The following is a 17,694-nucleotide window of genomic DNA, read 5'->3' as shown; positions in this document are numbered from 1 at the left end:
ATTCAAGTTATTGGTCATGGCATCGAGTTGTCAAAAAATGCTAGAATATCGCACCTGATAAATCTCACATGATTCGTGTGGTGATTTTATTATGAAAATGTTGCGATTTTGGTATCTCAAATTTACCAAAACCGGACACTGTAATGTCGTGTCTAAGGGCGATTTTAAAACGTCCTGAATTTACGCAATTAAAAGAATCTTTTTCCCGATAAAGTAGTGCAAGTGCGTATGATTACAATAAAGAAGGGTTTGGATCTTCCTATCGCAGGAACTCCATCCCAGGTGATTAATGATGGTAAGTCCATCACTAAAGTCGCCTTGCTTGGCGAAGAGTACGTTGGTATGCGTCCTACGATGCATGCTCGCGTTGGTGATGAAGTGAAGAAAGGCCAAGTTCTTTTTGCAGATAAAAAGAACCCAGGTGTTGTATTTACTTCTCCAGCAAGCGGTAAAGTTATTGAAGTGAACCGTGGTGCTAAGCGTGTTCTTCAATCAGTAGTGATTGAAGTAGCAGGCAATGAGCAAATCACGTTCAATAGCTATGAAGCTAACCAACTAGCAAGTCTTGACCGTGAAACGGTTAAAGCTCAGTTAGTTGAGTCTGGCGCATGGACCGCTTTGCGAACTCGTCCGTTCAGCAAGGTTCCAGCAGTTGATTCTGAAACTCAGGCTATTTTCGTTACTGCTATGGATACTAATCCGCTAGCAGCTGAGCCAGAATTAATCATTAACGAGCAGTCTGATGCTTTCGTTGCTGGTTTAGATCTTCTTTCAACTCTGACTAACGGTAAAGTGTACGTTTGTAAAAAAGGTACTAGCTTACCTCGTTCAGCTCAGTCTAACGTTGAAGAATATGTTTTTGATGGCCCACACCCTGCAGGTCTTGCAGGCACGCATATGCATTACCTATACCCGGTAAATGCACAAAATGTAGCGTGGAGCATTAACTACCAAGACGTTATCGCATTCGGTAAGTTGTTCCTTACTGGTGAGATTTACTCTGAGCGTGTTGTTTCTCTGGCTGGTCCAGTAGTTAATAACCCACGCCTAGTTCGTACTCAAATTGGTGCTAGCCTTGAAGAGTTGACGGACAGCGAGTTGATGCCAGGTGAAGTTCGCCTGATCTCAGGTTCAGTATTATCTGGTGTTCACGCTTCAGGTCCACATGCTTACCTTGGCCGTTACCATCAACAGGTTTCGGTTCTTCGTGAAGGTCGTGATAAAGAGCTATTTGGCTGGGCTATGCCTGGTAAGAACAAGTTCTCTGTTACTCGTTCATTCCTTGGTCACGTGTTTAAAGGTCAGTTGTTCAACATGACAACGACAACAAACGGTAGTGATCGCTCTATGGTTCCAATTGGTAACTACGAGAAAGTAATGCCATTAGATATGGAGCCTACTTTGCTGCTTCGCGATCTATGTGCTGGCGACGTTGATAGTGCACAAGCACTTGGTGCGCTAGAGCTAGATGAAGAAGATTTAGCACTGTGTACCTTTGTATGTCCTGGTAAGTACGAGTACGGTCAGTTACTTCGTGAATGCCTAGATACAATTGTGAAGGAAGGGTAATTTTCATGGGCCTTAAAAAGTTTATTGAAGACATCGAGCATCATTTTGAACCAGGTGGTAAACACGAAACGTGGTTTGCGCTTTACGAAGCTGCAGCAACACTTTTCTACACACCAGGTACAGTTACAAAGAAAAGCTCGCATGTCCGTGATAGCGTTGACTTAAAACGTATCATGATCATGGTTTGGCTTGCGGTATTCCCAGCAATGTTCTGGGGTATGTACAACGCAGGTGGTCAAGCTATTGCAGCACTAAACCACATGTATTCAGGTGCAGAACTAGTTTCTATCATTGATGGTAACTGGCACTACTGGCTAACCGAAATGCTTGGAGCCTCCTTAGGAGCCGATGCAGGTTGGGGCAGTAAGATGCTCTTGGGTGCGACTTACTTCTTACCTATCTACGCGACGGTCTTTATCGTTGGTGGTTTCTGGGAAGTACTGTTCTGTATGGTGCGTAAGCACGAAGTTAACGAAGGTTTCTTTGTTACTTCTATCTTGTTCGCGCTTATTGTTCCGCCAACACTTCCTCTATGGCAAGCTGCACTAGGTATTACCTTCGGTGTTGTTGTTGCTAAAGAGATTTTTGGTGGTACGGGTCGTAACTTCCTAAACCCTGCACTTGCTGGCCGTGCGTTCCTATTCTTTGCATACCCTGCTCAGATTTCTGGTGACGTAGTTTGGACTGCAGCTGATGGTTTCTCTGGTGCAACAGCGCTTAGCCAATGGGCTCAAGGCGGTGGTAGCGCGCTAATGAACACGGTATCTGGTGAGACGATCACTTGGATGGACGCATTCATTGGTAACATTCCAGGTTCTATCGGTGAAGTATCAACGCTTGCACTTATGATCGGTGCTGCAATGATCGTATACATGGGCATTGCTTCATGGCGCATCATTGCTGGTGTTATGATCGGTATGATTGCTGTATCAACATTGTTTAATGTGATCGGTTCTGACACTAACGCAATGTTCAGCATGCCTTGGCACTGGCACCTAGTTCTAGGTGGCTTCGCATTTGGTATGTTCTTCATGGCAACAGACCCTGTATCAGCGTCATTTACCAATGGTGGTAAGTGGTGGTACGGCATCCTAATCGGCGCAATGTGTGTAATGATTCGTGTAGTTAACCCTGCATACCCAGAAGGCATGATGCTTGCGATTCTATTCGCAAACCTATTTGCTCCTCTGTTTGACCACGTTGTAATCGAGAAGAACATTAAGCGGAGACTAGCGCGCTATGGCAAGTAATAACGATAGCATTAAAAAGACGCTGTTTGTTGTTATCGCATTGAGCCTAGTGTGCTCAATCATCGTTTCAACAGCTGCAGTTGTTCTTAAACCTAAGCAACAAGCTAACGCGGTTCTAGATCAGCAAACTAAGATCCTTGAAGTTGCGGGCATTGAACTTGCGGGTAATATCCCTGAACTGTACGCAGAGAACATTGAACCTCGTCTAGTTGATTTCGCTACTGGCGATTTCGTTGACGGCGATGCTGCTGCATACGACCAACGTAAAGCGGCAAAAGATCCAGCTCAGTCAATCAAGCTTTCAGCTGAAGATGACATCGCTAAGATCCTTCGTCGTGCTAACACGGGTACTGTATACCTTGTGAAAGATGGCGCTGAAACTTCTAAAGTTATCATCCCTGTTCACGGTAACGGTCTATGGTCAATGATGTACGCATTCGTTGCGGTAGAAACTGATGGCAACACAGTTTCTGGTATCACTTACTACGAGCAAGGTGAAACTCCTGGACTTGGTGGTGAAGTTGAGAACCCATCTTGGCGCGCTCAATTCGTTGGTAAGAAATTATTCGACGAAAACCACAAACCTGCTATTCAGGTTGTTAAAGGTGGCGCTCCTCAAGGTTCTGAGCACGGTGTAGATGGCCTTTCTGGTGCAACACTGACTAGCGTTGGTGTTCAACATACATTTGACTTCTGGTTAGGTGATATGGGCTTTGGTCCGTTCCTAGCAAAAGTTCGTGACGGAGGTCTGAACTAATGTCTAGTGCAAAAGAAATTAAAAAGAGCATCTTAGCGCCGGTGTTGGACAACAACCCAATCGCGCTACAGGTTCTTGGTGTGTGTTCTGCTCTTGCGGTAACCACTAAGCTAGAAACAGCATTTGTTATGACTATCGCGGTAATGTTCGTTACTGCTCTGTCTAACTTCTTCGTTTCTTTGATCCGTAACCACATTCCTAACAGTGTGCGTATCATCGTTCAGATGGCAATTATCGCATCACTAGTAATCGTGGTAGACCAAGTGCTTAAAGCATACCTATACGATATCTCTAAGCAGCTATCTGTATTCGTAGGCCTAATCATTACTAACTGTATTGTAATGGGTCGTGCTGAAGCATTCGCAATGAAGTCTGCGCCAATCCCATCTCTAATCGATGGTCTTGGTAACGGTCTTGGTTACGGTTTCGTTCTTATCACTGTTGGTTTCTTCCGTGAGCTTCTAGGCTCTGGCAAACTATTTGGTATGGAAGTACTACCTCTAGTGAGCAACGGTGGTTGGTATCAGCCAAACGGCTTGATGCTTCTAGCACCTTCTGCATTCTTCCTAATTGGTTTCTTGATTTGGGCAATTCGTGTGTTCAAACCAGAACAAGTAGAAGCGAAGGGGTAAGGTAGTCATGGAACATTATATTAGTCTGCTAGTTAAATCGATTTTCATCGAAAACATGGCGCTTTCTTTCTTCCTAGGTATGTGTACATTCCTAGCGGTATCTAAGAAAGTTAAAACTTCTTTTGGTCTTGGTGTTGCGGTAGTTGTAGTACTTACAATCGCTGTTCCTGTAAACAACCTTGTTTACACACACATCCTGAAAGAAAACGCGCTTGTTGAAGGTGTCGATTTAAGTTTCCTTAACTTCATCGCATTCATCGGTGTTATCGCGGCACTTGTACAAATCCTAGAGATGGTTCTAGACCGTTTCTTCCCACCTTTGTACAACGCACTAGGTATCTTCCTTCCACTGATCACAGTTAACTGTGCAATCTTTGGTGGTGTATCTTTCATGGTAACTCGTGACTACAACTTTGCTGAATCTGTTGTTTACGGCTTCGGTTCTGGTGTGGGTTGGATGTTAGCTATCGTTGCTCTTGCGGGTATCCGTGAGAAGATGAAGTACTCTGACGTACCTCCAGGTCTTCGTGGCCTTGGTATCACGTTCATTACTGTTGGTCTGATGGCGTTAGGCTTTATGTCTTTCTCTGGTGTTCAACTGTAGGGTAAGCACCCAGTAATAAGGAATAACAAATGTTTAGTATTATTCTTGGCGTAGCGATGTTTACCATTATTGTACTGGCTCTAGTACTAGTGATTCTTTTCGCTAAGTCTAAGTTAGTACCATCAGGTGACATCACTATTTCAGTAAACGGCGACCCTGAAAAGGCGATCGTTACTCAACCTGGTAGCAAGCTACTTGGTGCCCTGGCTGGCGCTGGTATCTTCGTATCTTCTGCTTGTGGTGGCGGTGGCTCTTGTGGTCAGTGTCGTGTAAAAGTTAAGTCTGGTGGTGGCGACATCCTTCCAACTGAACTTGATCACATCACAAAAGGTGAAGCTCGCGAAGGCGAACGTCTTGCATGTCAAGTTGCTATGAAAACTGACATGGAGATTGAACTAGACGAAGATATCTTTGGTGTTAAAAAGTGGGAATGTACTGTTATCTCGAATAACAATGAAGCTACTTTCATCAAAGAACTTGCGCTAGCAATCCCTGAAGGTGAAGAAGTACCGTTCCGCGCGGGTGGTTACATTCAGATTGAAGCTGAACCACATCACGTGAAATACGCAGATTACGATATTCCTGAGGAATACCGTGGTGACTGGGATAAGTTCAACCTATTCCGTTACGAGTCTATCGTTAAAGAACATTCAATCCGTGCTTACTCAATGGCTTCATACCCAGAAGAGAAAGGTATCATCAAGTTGAACGTTCGTATCGCGACTCCGCCGCCAAACAACCCTGATGTTGCTCCTGGTGTGATGTCTTCATACATCTGGTCTCTTAAAGAAGGCGACAAGTGTACTATTTCTGGTCCATTTGGTGAGTTCTTTGCTAAAGACACAGACAATGAAATGGTATTCATCGGTGGTGGTGCAGGTATGGCGCCTATGCGTTCTCATATCTTCGACCAACTTAAGCGTCTTAAGTCTACTCGTAAGATGTCTTACTGGTATGGCGCACGTTCTAAGCGTGAGATGTTCTACATTGAAGATTTCGATGGCCTAGCGGCTGCAAACGAAAACTTCGTGTGGCACTGTGCACTGTCTGATCCTCAACCAGAGGACAACTGGGACGGTTACACTGGTTTCATCCACAATGTACTGTACGAAAACTACCTGAAGGATCACGAAGCTCCTGAAGATTGTGAGTACTACATGTGTGGTCCACCGATGATGAACGCTGCTGTTATCGGCATGCTGAAAGATCTTGGTGTAGAAGATGAAAACATCCTACTAGATGACTTCGGTGGTTAATCCACTTAAGTGATTGATATTATGGCTGACTCCTACGAGTCAGCCATTTGTTTTTCTAAGACAGCTTTTGACAACATACTGGCTTATATAAGAAAGAGTAAGGCATTCAAAATACCTATTTTTTACTCTTATTTTTCCTTATATAAATCCTCAACATTAGACAGGAGTAAGCAAGTGAGAATTTGGCTTGTTGCATTAACTTCTTTGATTTTTCTTGCGGGCTGTGAGCAGTCAAGAGAGCAAGTGCATTTGAGTGGCCCAACGATGGGCACGAGTTACAATATTAAATACATCAATGGTGATGAATTTCCTGAGTCTAATGAAGTTCATACAGAGATCGATCGTCTACTTGAAGAAGTAAACGACCAGATGTCGACTTACCGTGAAGATTCCGAATTAAGCCGTTTCAACCAGCATAAAGGTGCGGATGCGTTCGAAGTATCTGAGCAAACAGCGACGGTTGTGAAAGAAGCGATTCGTTTGAACGGTCTTACTGAAGGAGCTCTGGATGTAACGGTTGGTCCGTTAGTTAACTTATGGGGTTTTGGTCCTGAAGCTCGTCCTGAAGTTGTGCCATCAGATGAAGAGCTGGCGGCTCGCAAGGCTAAGATTGGTATCCATCATCTTAGTGTTGAAGGCAACATGTTGAAGAAAGACCTACCTAACCTGTATGTCGATCTATCCACGATTGCAAAAGGTTGGGGTGTTGACGTCGTCGCTGACTACCTTGATTCTATCGGTATTCACAACTACATGGTTGAAGTTGGTGGCGAAATTCGTCTGAAAGGTTTAAACCGTGAGAACGTGGGCTGGCGTATCGCGATTGAGAAACCAAGCGTTGATGAGCGTAATATCCAAGAGATCATCGAGCCGGGTGATATGGCTATCGCAACCTCTGGTGATTACCGTAACTATTTTGAACGTGATGGTGTTCGTTACTCACACATCATCAACCCTGAAACAGGAAAGCCTCTTCACCATAAAGTGGTTTCTGTGACTGTTTTAAACCCGTCTTCAATGACTGCAGACGGCTTATCTACGGGCCTTATGGTCTTAGGTGAGGAAAAAGGAATGGAAGTCGCAAACCAACATAACATCCCAGTGTTCATGGTGGTAAAAACAGCAGATGGCTTTAAAGAAATTGCTTCTGAAGCATTTAAGCCATACTTAGGTAAATAAGGTAAGCGAGATAATTATGAATACATTTCTGATTACATTTGGTGTTTTTCTTGCAGTAATCGCAGCGATGTCAATTGGCTACATTATCCAAAAGAAAGTTGTGAAAGGTAGCTGTGGCGGTTTAGGTGCTGTTGGTATTGATAAAGTATGTAACTGCCCTGAACCTTGTGACGCGCGTAAGAAGCGTGAAGCACGTGAAGCTTACCGTGAAGAGAAGCTGGCTGAGCGTCAACAAAAAGAAGCGGCTTGGAGTAAAGACCGTATCGCTTAATTGGTGACAGTCATAGGGGATAGAGTTATCTATGCCCTCAAATTGAAAAGCTCAAGATTATCGTCTTGAGCTTTTTTAGTTTTGAGGTCTAGCAATTAATCTTGGTATACCAAAAATGGAAACAGAGGCGAATGACTATTGTTCGATTTGCATGCTGTTACGCGCAAACACTAGTTGGTTTCTACCTTGCTCTTTTGCCGTATAAAGAAGCTCATCAGCGGCTTTGATCTGCTCATCTAGCTTCGCGTCTAAATCGGTTACGCCGATACTGATACTGACCTTGATTCTTTGAGAGTCATGCTCAACAACATGGCTTTCAATGGCTTCTCTCATGGACTCTAAGTTGTCAACAAAGCTCTCAAACGAACCACACGACTGAATACAAAATTCTTCGCCACCGAAGCGTACAGCAACATCATCTTTAAAATGGTCTTTGATGATCTTGCCGACTTCCACGAGGACTGCATCACCACCATCGTGACCGTAGGTGTCGTTCACTTTCTTGAAGAAGTCGATATCCATCATGGCTATACTGCGCTGCTCACAACCTTTACATGTTTGATTGAACAGGTAACGACGGTTCCATAAGCCAGTAAGAGCATCCTCGTTGGCATGTCGAAATAGCTCGTTGGCCGCTTCTTTCATATCAAGCAGTTGATGGATACGGCAAAAAAATTCTTCTTGGTTAAAAGGCTTGTAAAGGAAGTCGTTAGCCCCCGCTTTAAGGAATCGAGCTGTCATGGTGCGATCATCGCTGCCTGATAACCCTAGAATAGCCAACTGGTTTCTGTCGTGATCGCGTCGTATCTCACGGATCATCGCTATACCGTCTTTCTTCGGCATATCATGGTCTGTAACAACGAACGTAATATCGGGATCGTTATGAAGGAGCTTTAATGCTTGTTCGCCATCTTCGGCTTGGATAGTTTGGATATATTGGTGTTCTAGAAGTTGAGCTATGTAACGGCGAACGACCGCTGAATCATCGACAACCAATGCTTTGTGATGGCGATTATTCGAAATTCTTTGAACCAGGGGAAGTAGGTAGCTTACTGATGACATACTGTCTTTAAGTATGTAATCGATAACGCCTTTGGCTAGGACTTGCTCTCGCAGTTGATTGTCGAACATCCCGGTCAGGACAATGATTTTCTGTTGATAGCCTAAGACGAGATCAATGATCTCGCCGTCTTGGCCGTCAGGTAAACAGTAGTCGAGGACTGCACACAAGAAATCCGTTTCTTGCTCTAAGATCGCTTTGGCTTCTTCTACAGATTCCGCCAACGCAACTTCATAGCCATCGTTCTTAAATTGTTGGTAAAGATAGTTTCTGAATGCGCGACTATCCTCTACCACTAGTATTTTTTCACTCAAAAGCTATCCCTACTTATAGACTAAATACTCCTAACAATACTATCAGAATAGTGGGCGGCGAATGAAGTGAAACCTGTTGAGCTGGACTCCAGATCATTTTAAATCTGAGAATAATTGATTATACTGTTCATAGATACAGTTGTAAGGTTGAGTTATTTCCAAATGTGCAGTTCGGACCAAGAGAAAGTCAGAAAAATAATCCATGTCGATATGGATTGTTTTTACGCGGCTGTAGAAATGCGTGATAACCCTGCTTACCGAAATCGCCCGTTAGCTGTTGGTGGGCATGAAAAGCAACGCGGCGTTTTGAGCACCTGTAATTATGAAGCCCGCAAGTTTGGTGTTCGCTCTGCAATGCCTACCGGAAAGGCCCTACAGCTTTGTCCTAATCTATTGGTTGTGCCGGGAAGAATGTCGGTCTATGTCGAGATATCTAAAAAGATCCGTGAAATCTTCTCTCGATACACATCAATCATTGAACCACTTTCCTTGGATGAAGCTTTCCTTGATGTCACCGATTCTAAGCGGTGTCACGGTTCAGCAACACTTATTGCCGAGTCTATTCGCCGTGATATTTGGAACGAACTGAACCTGACAGCTTCTGCAGGAATTGCACCGATTAAATTCTTGGCGAAAGTGGCCTCAGATCTGAATAAGCCCAATGGTCAGTTTGTTATCCCTCCACAAGACGTGCAATCAGTGATCGATGAGCTACCACTTGAAAAGATTCCCGGTGTCGGCAAAGTGAGCATAGAAAAGCTGCACCAAGCGGGTTTCTTTACTTGTAAGGATATCAAAGAGTCTGACTATCGAGACCTGCTACTCAAGTTTGGCCGTCAAGGTGCATCACTCTGGAAGCGCAGTCATGGCATTGATGATCGAGAAGTTATCATCGAGCGCGAGCGAAAATCGGTAGGTGTAGAGCGCACCTTTACCCAAAACATTTCAAGCTACGCAGAATGTTGGCAGGTAATCGAAGATAAGCTATTTCCTGAACTCGAGACTCGCTTAGAAAAGGCTAGCCCAAGCAAAGCGATCATCAAGCAGGGCATTAAGCTCAAGTTCGCCGACTTTCAACAAACCACGATTGAACACATCCATGCCTCTCTCGATCGTGAACACTTCAAAGAGCTGCTTAGTGAAATACTGAAAAGACAACAGGGGCGAGAAATACGCCTGCTTGGTTTAAGCGTAATGCTGCAACCTAAAGACCAAATGCGTCAGTTGAGCTTCTTTTAAAGATAATGAGTGAGATGAATACCGACTACGCTTCATAGCCTAGTCGGTTTTTTATAAGTAAGAATTACCTAGGAAGTTGTTTTACTCGCGCTAAGGTATCACTGAACGGTTGCTGCTCTAGCTTGCCGTAACCGACCATTTTACTGGCTTTGAGTTTGGTTGAAAGCGGGGTGGCGATTCCACATAAGAAGCGAGTAATTGCCTCGTCGGTAATCAGTTGTTGGCTAGCCGAAATAAACTCATGTATCCATGTCATCACCGTCTCATCATCGATAGGTTCAACATCAACGGTTGGTAAGATTGCCACTTCTCCTCGACATACAGAGCAGTGACCGCAGTTTGTTGGTGCTTTATCATCGGCAAAATAACTCGCAAGGCGTGAGCTTAGGCAAGTATCCGCCTCAAAGAAATTCAGCATTTGGTTAAGGCGGTTTATCTCGCTGTTTTCTTTTGCTTTAAACAACTCAGTTAGACGCTCTGACAGTTGCATCATATCTTCAGAAGTATTGTGGATCGCGTAGACATCGGTGATCTGCTTGCTTTCTAGTTCAATCCAACCTTGTTCATTGAAGTAGTCGATAGCCGCAATCACACGCTGACGATCGGCTTGGAAGTGTGTCCAAAGCGCATCGAAGTCGACTTGGCACCACACTCTTGCTTGAGGAGAGCATTGGAAAATCGCTTCGACAAATTGACGACGTTCACTTTGAAATTGCTCTGTGATCTGCTGTTTCGGACGAATGAACTTAAATTTGTAGTCTGCGAAGTAGCTGTACTTGGGCTCAATCACACCTTCAATTTCGAGGTACACCAGTAGTGTTTTTAGCGGTAACTGACGAATGTTGGATTCACGTGATAGTTGATTAAGCATGATCTCCCATTGATTCGAGCCAGAAGCGCCAATGTTTTGATTTTCGTAGATCTCTTTTAATACCGCTTGTATCGATATGTTGTCTGGCGTATCACCAAAAACGAAGTTCTCGAGTGTGCTTAAACCGTGTTTGTTAGCCAGTAAAATACATTCAGACGCTTGCCCATCTCGACCAGCTCTGCCGATCTCTTGTGAGTAGTTTTCGATCGATTTTGGTAAGTCAAAGTGAATCACTCGGCGAATGTTGGACTTATCCACGCCCATACCAAACGCGATAGTTGCGACGATACAGCTCACGTCATCATTCATGAATTGGTGTTGAATAGCATCTCTATTTTCAGGCTTAAGACCCGCATGGTAAGCCACTGCATTAACGCCAGCATTGCGAAGCTGCTGAGCCACCATCTCTGCCGTTTGTTGAAGGGTGACATAAACAATAGTCGGAGCGAGAGAAGCTTGGTTAACCACATTGCACAAGATTTCTAGCTTACTGGTTTGTTCACAAGGTTGAATCGACAGATCGAGATTTTGACGATAGAAACCCGTAACCACAACGCGCTCCTCATCAATTTCAAACTTTGACTTCATATCTTGGATAACCGCTGTAGTCGCAGTGGCTGTCAGTAGTAGAACCTGAGGAATATTGAGCTGTTTTTGGTATTGAGGAAGCTTCAGGTAGTCGGGTCTGAAGTTGTGTCCCCATTCTGAAATACAGTGCGCTTCATCGACCACAAGCAGTGAGATCGACACTTGGGAGATAAACTGACGAAAGCGTTCGTTCTTCAAGCGCTCGACGGAGATCATGAGGATCTTGGTGTCACCGTTACGCACTGACTGCATAACCTGTTGTGTGGTTTGTCGGTCTTGGCTTGATTCGATTGCCGCTGCGCTAATGCCTTTACTGTGCAGGAAAGCGAGTTGGTCTTTCATCAAGGCTAACAGTGGCGATATCACCAAGGTTAAGTGCGGTAACTCTAATGCTGGTAATTGATAGCACAGCGATTTACCTGAGCCTGTCGGGAATATCGCGGCAGTCGAGTGACCAGATAGAACGTTATCAATGACTTGCTTTTGCCCATTGCGCAGTGAGTCGAATCCGAATACTTGTTTTAGCTTCTGCTCAATCATTTATGTTCTACCTGAGTTATTAAGTGTCGTATTGATGCTAAAGCGGGCGCCTATTCATGATAGCGTCGCTTGATGAATCAAATGTCTTGCACCTGATTGTACCTAATTCTATTCTGTAGCTCCTATAGAAAAGCACCCCAATAGTATGAATAAGTCTGAGCTTCGCCAAATAATCATAGAGCAACTCGAATCCCGATTACGTATCGCACAATCTGCGACTCAGCGTGCGATTGATGCTGCGACCGATGAAGAGACTGTGCCTGAACATAAGTACGATACATTGGCATTAGAAGCTTCGTATCTCGCCCATGGTCAAGCGGTGAGGGTACAAGAGTGTGAAGACGATATTCAGTGTTATCGTAACTTAGTGTTGCGTGATAGCCAGAAGGTTACGGTGAGCAGTTACGTTGTGGTCATTGACGAGCATGATCAATATAAACACTTTTTTATGGGGCCGAGAGTCGGCGGACTTTCTGTCACGTGGAATGAGAATGAGATTGCCATCGTGACGGCAAATGCACCTTTTGGCCAGGCTCTAATGGGTAAAGAAGTTGGTGATGAGATTGAGTTTAAGGTCGCAGATAAACAGTTTTGCTACGAAGTTATCTCTATCGACTAACTAACTGACTAATAGATATAAAACGTTTCTCTGACAAAGGAGCATATACCAAGGGTATAGTAATCTGTCAGATTGATGAGAGGATGTTATGAAAAACAATGTATTTATGAAAAACAAAATATTTATTAAAAACAATGTATTAATCGCATCGTTAACAGCGGTAATCTCTTTTGTGAGCCTGCCAACTTTTGCTGCTCAGTGTCGAGTTGATTTGAAAAATGAATTGCGAATCGATGACCAAAAAGTCGAAATTCATCAAGTGAATGGTGATACGGCCGTTTTTGATGATAACAACGACCTCTATATTCATGGTGAGAAGGTTGAGCTTGATGCCGACCAACAAGCGGCGATTGAGAAATATCGCGAAAACATGAGTGAGTACTTACCTCGAGCGAAACAAATGGCCAACGATAGCTTAGCGTTAGCCAATGACGTGATTGATGATATCGCGGCTAGCCTGGATTCACCTGAGTCATTTGATAATGTAAAAGAATCAATGAAAACCTACTTTGCAGAACTGGAAGCGCGTTATTACAAAGATGGCGAATTAGTGTTGCCTGCAGAAAGCTTTGATTCGATGGCCAATGGCTGGTCTGAAGATTTCGAGAAGGCGAAAGAAATCTTTAACCAAGAATTTATCTCTAGCGCTTTTAATGCGATGTCAGAAAAAATGAAACAAGACGGTGGCCTAAACCTGACTGAACTGGCTGACAGTATGGCTGAATTAAAGCTGAAAGTTGAAGAGCGAATGAAAGAACACTCTCAACAAGTACAGGAGGAAGCGAATGAGTTCTGTGATTCACTTGATGAGATGGCAGAACAAGAGCAAGAGCTGCATGAAATCATTCCGAACTTAAAAGATTACCAAGTCTTCACAATTTAATTCGAGTCTAGTGATGAATAGTAAGAGCACCGGTCGGTGCTCTTTTTGTTTGTATAAATGGAACCACACGGCGAGTATTTATCTCAATTCAATCCATTTCCTTCTTAAGCCTACTGCTTCGCTTTTTTGCTTATAATTGAACGATAAGACTGGTTTTTTGTTAATTTTGTTGTTCTAAATAGCGCATTGATTGTAAAAATCAGAGAATTGTTCATTTATTGGTTGTGCCTATCATTGCTTTTTATTACTGTACTTCTCAACTAGTTCACTGATTTTTAATGCGGGCGATATGGACCAACAATCTTCCTCTTCAAGAGAGCACTTTAGCTCTCGTTTAGGTTTTATTTTAGCAGCGGCTGGTGCAGCGGTTGGCTTGGGTAATATTTGGGGTTTCCCGACTCAAGTTGCTAGCAACGGTGGTGGCGCTTTCCTTTTAGTCTATTTGATCATGATCTTCGTGGTTGCTTTCCCTATGTTGGTGGTTGAGATGGCTATAGGCCGTCACGGCCAAGCAAACTCAGTTGATAGCATGCGATCTTTGACGACAAACCCTTTGGGTAAGAAAGTCGGTGAGTTTGTCGGTTGGGTTGGACTGAGTGTACCAAGCGCAGTGTTGGCGTTTTACAGTATTGTTGGTGGCTGGTTGATCTGTTTCCTAATTGGTGCGGTCGCGGATCTTATCGGCCTAGAAGCGATTGCTGATTGGTTTAAGGGCTTCAGTGTTGAGCGCAACGTATTTGGTACCGTCGCGTTCTATGTACTGACTATCTTGATTGTGCAGGGCGGTGTTAAGCAAGGCATCGAGAAATGGTCGACTCGTTTGATGCCTGCGCTGTTTGTTTTATTTGGCTTATTGTTTGTTTACATCATGACGCAATCTGGCGCGATGGAAGGCCTAAAACATTACCTTATTCCAGACTTTGAGAAAGTGTGGGATAGAAAACTGATTCTGGCGGCAATGGGACAGGGGTTCTTCTCACTCACTATTGGCGGTTGCTCGATGTTGGTTTATGGCTCTTACTTAAGCAAGAAAGAGAACCTACCAAAAATGGCGATGAACGTAACTCTGGTGGATACTGCTGTCGCTTTTATTGCTGGATTAGTGGTGATGCCAGCAATGTTTGTTGCGATGCAAAAAGGCGTTCAAATCTACGCTGAAGACGGCTCACTATTAAGCTCTGACACGCTAGTATTCACGGTTTTGCCGTTGATGTTTGATAGTTTAGGTGTGCTTGGACAGATCTTTGCGATTGTGTTCTTTTTACTACTAACGATTGCTGCACTGACTTCTTCGATTTCGATGCTTGAAGGCCCGGTTGCGCTAGTGAGTGAGCGTTTCAATACTAGACGAACGCCAACAAGCTGGGTGATTGGTGGTGCTATCGCGATGTTTAGTGTGGTGATTGTTTACAACTTTGCTGCGATGTTTGGCATGGTAGCGATGATTGCAACTCAGTATCTTCAACCAGTCGCTGCACTGATGTTCTGTGTGTTTGGTGGTTGGGTATGGAGCCGAGCTTCAAAAGTGAAAGAGCTTGAACAAGGCAGTCCTGATTTTCAACTTGGTTGGTTTGGTAAGGTTTGGCCAATGTATGTGAAGTTTGTGTGCCCAATTTTGGTAGCAACGGTTATCTGGGCATCTTTCGGTTAATGCAGAACCCTATCTGGGCTTTTTGAAATTACCTCCTCTGAACTTGAAATATTAAGCACAAAGCCACTCATAAAGAGTGGCTTTGTTGTTTTTATATAAAGCTTAGTGGCACGAAATATAAAGCTATAGCGGCACGAACAAGATAGAAAAAAGGCGCTGAACATAATATTCAGCGCCTTTGCATTGTTCGTTAAGCAATCGTGATTACTTAATTTCCATACCTTGAGCTTGCAAGTCCGCATGGTAAGAAGAACGTACAAACGGGCCACACGCTGCGTGAGTAAAGCCTAGCTCTAGAGCAATCTCTTTCAGCTCATCGAACTCAGAAGGCGGCACGTAGCGTTCTACTGGTAAGTGGTGACGGCTTGGTGCTAGGTATTGACCTAGTGTCAGCATAGTCACACCATGTTCGCGAAGGTCTTTCAGTACTTGAACGATCTCTTCTTTTGTCTCGCCAAGACCCATCATCACACCTGATTTTGTTGGGATATCAGGGTGCTGCTCTTTGAATTTCTTCAGTAGATCAAGAGACCACTTGTAGTTCGCACCTGGACGCGCTTTACGGTATAGACGTGGCGCTGTCTCTAGGTTGTGGTTGAAAACATCTGGCGGGTTGTCTTTCATTAGGTCAAGCGCAACGTCCATACGACCGCGGAAGTCTGGAACCAGTGTTTCGATACGAATATTTGGGTTGAGTTCGCGAATCTCACGGTTACAGTCAGCAAAGTGCTGAGCACCGCCGTCACGCAAGTCATCACGGTCAACTGAAGTGATTACAACGTACTTCAGTTTCATGTCTTGAATTGTTTTAGCCAGTTTCTTCGGCTCTTCAGCTTCAGGAGCAACAGGACGACCATGGGCAACATCACAGAACGGGCAGCGACGAGTACAGATAGCGCCAAGAATCATAAACGTTGCCGTACCGTGGTTGAAACACTCGGCTAGGTTAGGGCAAGACGCTTCTTCACAAACTGAGTGCAGGTTGTTTTTACGCATTGCTGATTTGATTTCTTGAATACGATGGCTGTCTGAAGGAAGTTTAATCTTCATCCATTCAGGCTTACGTAGAACTTCTTTCTGTTCAGCAGGCATATTCTTTACGGGAATTAATGCCATTTTGTCAGCGTCACGATATTTAACGCCTTTTTCCATTTGGATTGGTTTGCTCATGATTTTATGCTTCTGCTGTAATGTTACTGGTGGCTTGAATGTCTACTTGGTCATAGCCGAGTAGCTCTACGAGCTCTTGTATTAACTGTTGCTCAACGTTTTCTAGTTCACTTGGTCCGCCGAGTTGGCTTACCTGCGCCATTTCCATACCTTGGTAACCACATGGGTTAATACGTAGGAATGGAGACAGGTCCATATCGACGTTGAGTGCTAACCCGTGGAACGAGCAGCCACGTCGAATACGTAATCCAAGTGAACAGATTTTCTTGCCATCGACATAAACACCAGGAGCGTCAGGTCGGGCAGCTGAATCTATATTGTAAGCTTTCAGAGTATTGATTACGAGGTTCTCGATATGAGTCACCAAATCACGTACTCCGAATTTCTTGCGGCGGATGTTAATCAGAAAGTAAGCCACTAATTGGCCTGGGCCGTGGTAAGTCACTTGGCCACCGCGATCGCTTTGTATTACAGGGATATCACCGGCATTTAATACATGCTCAGCTTTGCCTGCTTGTCCTTGAGTGAAGACAGGGTTGTGTTCAACCAACCAAACTTGGTCTAGGTCTTCTTCCGTGCGTTCGTCTGTGAACTTATGCATGGCTTTCCATACAGGTTCGTAATCCTGACGGCCTAATTTTTTTACGATTAGCTTATTTTGCAAAGCTGCACTCCCTCAAGGATTAATAAAGTGAACGCATTATAAACGCGAAACATGATTCTAACTACAGACGGACTGCAAGGTTTTTCAACTTTCTTTGTATTTATTGAAAATTAAGTTGAATGAATTTGAGCTAGATAGGGCGCTTTAAACAAAAACAGCGGCAATAAGCCGCTGTTTTTCATGTGTAATCGGAGATTACAGAACCATACGAACGATTTCGATCTCGCCCAGTTCTTTATAAAGAGTTTCTACTTGCTCAATTGAAGTCGCAGTAATATTGATAGAAACAGAGTGGTAGTTACCTTTCGCACTTGGTTTTAGCGTTGGGCTGTAGTCACCAGGAGCATGACGCTGGATCACTTCTAGTACTAGCTCAGTCAGTTCTGGCTTAGCGTGGCCCATTACTTTGTAAGTGAATGAACAAGGGAACTCTAAGAGGTCTTTTAGTTTTGCATCAGAATTGATGTTCATGATTAGCTCCAAAAGGCTAGACTCTCGCAAATTGGCGAAATGTCGATAAAAAGCGTGTTCGGTCAACAGACACGAGTAATAAGGCGGAATATTACGTGTAAATATC

General features: G+C 44.0%; 17 protein-coding genes. 12 read left to right on the top strand and 5 right to left on the bottom strand.

Annotated features, from left to right (window positions below; genetic code table 11):
- The first annotated feature begins 228 nt into the window (after positions 1-228).
- The 8 genes from AB4209_RS00295 to nqrM all read left to right on the top strand — a co-directional run bounded on the left by AB4209_RS00295 (position 229) and on the right by nqrM (position 7,518).
- Positions 229-1,569, top strand: coding sequence for a Na(+)-translocating NADH-quinone reductase subunit A (locus AB4209_RS00295; RefSeq protein WP_372054390.1), 1,341 nt, complete (start codon positions 229-231; stop codon positions 1,567-1,569).
- 5 nt (positions 1,570-1,574) lie between these two features.
- Complete coding sequence (locus tag AB4209_RS00290; RefSeq protein ID WP_010439046.1) at positions 1,575-2,819, top strand: NADH:ubiquinone reductase (Na(+)-transporting) subunit B; 1,245 nt, start codon at positions 1,575-1,577, stop codon at positions 2,817-2,819.
- Positions 2,809-3,576 (top strand): Na(+)-translocating NADH-quinone reductase subunit C, encoded by a 768-nt coding sequence (locus AB4209_RS00285; RefSeq protein WP_017059911.1) that lies wholly within the window; start codon positions 2,809-2,811, stop codon positions 3,574-3,576. Before AB4209_RS00290 ends, AB4209_RS00285 begins: the two co-directional genes overlap by 11 nt.
- Positions 3,576-4,208, top strand: coding sequence for an NADH:ubiquinone reductase (Na(+)-transporting) subunit D (locus AB4209_RS00280; RefSeq protein ID WP_008223083.1), 633 nt, complete (start codon positions 3,576-3,578; stop codon positions 4,206-4,208). The genes AB4209_RS00285 and AB4209_RS00280 overlap by 1 nt, the downstream gene beginning before the upstream one ends.
- Positions 4,209-4,215: 7 nt before the next feature.
- Positions 4,216-4,812 (top strand): NADH:ubiquinone reductase (Na(+)-transporting) subunit E, encoded by a 597-nt coding sequence (gene nqrE, locus AB4209_RS00275; protein ID WP_009848375.1) that lies wholly within the window; start codon positions 4,216-4,218, stop codon positions 4,810-4,812.
- Between the two features lie 29 nt (positions 4,813-4,841).
- Entirely contained in the window at positions 4,842-6,068 is a 1,227-nt protein-coding gene (nqrF, locus tag AB4209_RS00270) for an NADH:ubiquinone reductase (Na(+)-transporting) subunit F (protein ID WP_017059912.1), read from the top strand.
- 174 nt (positions 6,069-6,242) lie between these two features.
- On the top strand, positions 6,243-7,247 hold the full coding sequence (locus AB4209_RS00265; RefSeq protein ID WP_017059913.1) for an FAD:protein FMN transferase: 1,005 nt from the start codon (positions 6,243-6,245) through the stop codon (positions 7,245-7,247).
- A gap of 16 nt (positions 7,248-7,263) precedes the next feature.
- Positions 7,264-7,518, top strand: coding sequence for a (Na+)-NQR maturation NqrM (gene nqrM / locus AB4209_RS00260; RefSeq protein WP_009848378.1), 255 nt, complete (start codon positions 7,264-7,266; stop codon positions 7,516-7,518).
- A 135-nt stretch (positions 7,519-7,653) separates the two neighbouring features.
- On the opposite strand, the gene AB4209_RS00255 is transcribed toward nqrM, so the two are convergent.
- A complete protein-coding gene (locus AB4209_RS00255) occupies positions 7,654-8,892 on the bottom strand; it encodes a response regulator (protein WP_102333772.1) in 1,239 nt (412 codons plus the stop codon).
- A 162-nt stretch (positions 8,893-9,054) separates the two neighbouring features.
- Here AB4209_RS00255 and dinB point away from each other — a divergent pair, with 162 nt between their 5' ends.
- The gene (gene dinB, locus AB4209_RS00250) at positions 9,055-10,131 is read left to right on the top strand and encodes a DNA polymerase IV (protein ID WP_029235195.1); all 1,077 of its coding nucleotides are present in this window, start codon (positions 9,055-9,057) and stop codon (positions 10,129-10,131) included.
- Between the two features lie 64 nt (positions 10,132-10,195).
- Here the strand turns inward: dinB and AB4209_RS00245 are convergent, their stop codons facing one another.
- Positions 10,196-12,130 (bottom strand): ATP-dependent DNA helicase RecQ, encoded by a 1,935-nt coding sequence (locus AB4209_RS00245; protein ID WP_372054388.1) that lies wholly within the window; start codon positions 12,128-12,130, stop codon positions 10,196-10,198.
- Positions 12,131-12,275: 145 nt separating this feature from the next.
- Here AB4209_RS00245 and AB4209_RS00240 point away from each other — a divergent pair, with 145 nt between their 5' ends.
- The 3 genes from AB4209_RS00240 (at position 12,276) to AB4209_RS00230 (ending at position 15,283) form a co-directional block, all read left to right on the top strand.
- Positions 12,276-12,749, top strand: coding sequence for a GreA/GreB family elongation factor (locus AB4209_RS00240; RefSeq protein WP_372054386.1), 474 nt, complete (start codon positions 12,276-12,278; stop codon positions 12,747-12,749).
- An 88-nt stretch (positions 12,750-12,837) separates the two neighbouring features.
- Positions 12,838-13,632 carry a YggN family protein gene (locus AB4209_RS00235; RefSeq protein WP_372054384.1) on the top strand — a complete coding sequence of 265 codons (795 nt, stop codon included), beginning with the start codon at positions 12,838-12,840 and terminating at the stop codon, positions 13,630-13,632.
- A 289-nt stretch (positions 13,633-13,921) separates the two neighbouring features.
- On the top strand, positions 13,922-15,283 hold the full coding sequence (locus tag AB4209_RS00230) for a sodium-dependent transporter (protein ID WP_372054382.1): 1,362 nt from the start codon (positions 13,922-13,924) through the stop codon (positions 15,281-15,283).
- A 204-nt stretch (positions 15,284-15,487) separates the two neighbouring features.
- On the opposite strand, the gene lipA is transcribed toward AB4209_RS00230, so the two are convergent.
- From lipA to ybeD, 3 genes are all read right to left on the bottom strand, one after another.
- On the bottom strand, positions 15,488-16,453 hold the full coding sequence (gene lipA / locus AB4209_RS00225) for a lipoyl synthase (RefSeq protein ID WP_017064177.1): 966 nt from the start codon (positions 16,451-16,453) through the stop codon (positions 15,488-15,490).
- A 4-nt stretch (positions 16,454-16,457) separates the two neighbouring features.
- Positions 16,458-17,117: a lipoyl(octanoyl) transferase LipB gene (gene lipB / locus AB4209_RS00220; protein ID WP_017068510.1), complete on the bottom strand. Its 660-nt coding sequence runs from the start codon at positions 17,115-17,117 to the stop codon at positions 16,458-16,460.
- A 195-nt stretch (positions 17,118-17,312) separates the two neighbouring features.
- On the bottom strand, positions 17,313-17,591 hold the full coding sequence (ybeD, locus tag AB4209_RS00215) for a DUF493 family protein YbeD (protein WP_026084358.1): 279 nt from the start codon (positions 17,589-17,591) through the stop codon (positions 17,313-17,315).
- Positions 17,592-17,694: the final 103 nt, after the last annotated feature.

It is taken from the genome of Vibrio sp. 10N.286.48.C11 (genome assembly GCF_041469805.1).
In the GTDB taxonomy this organism is placed as follows: domain Bacteria; phylum Pseudomonadota; class Gammaproteobacteria; order Enterobacterales; family Vibrionaceae; genus Vibrio; species Vibrio crassostreae_C.
Note: the sequence above shows the minus strand (reverse complement) of the source record. Positions and strands in the feature narration are given on the sequence as shown.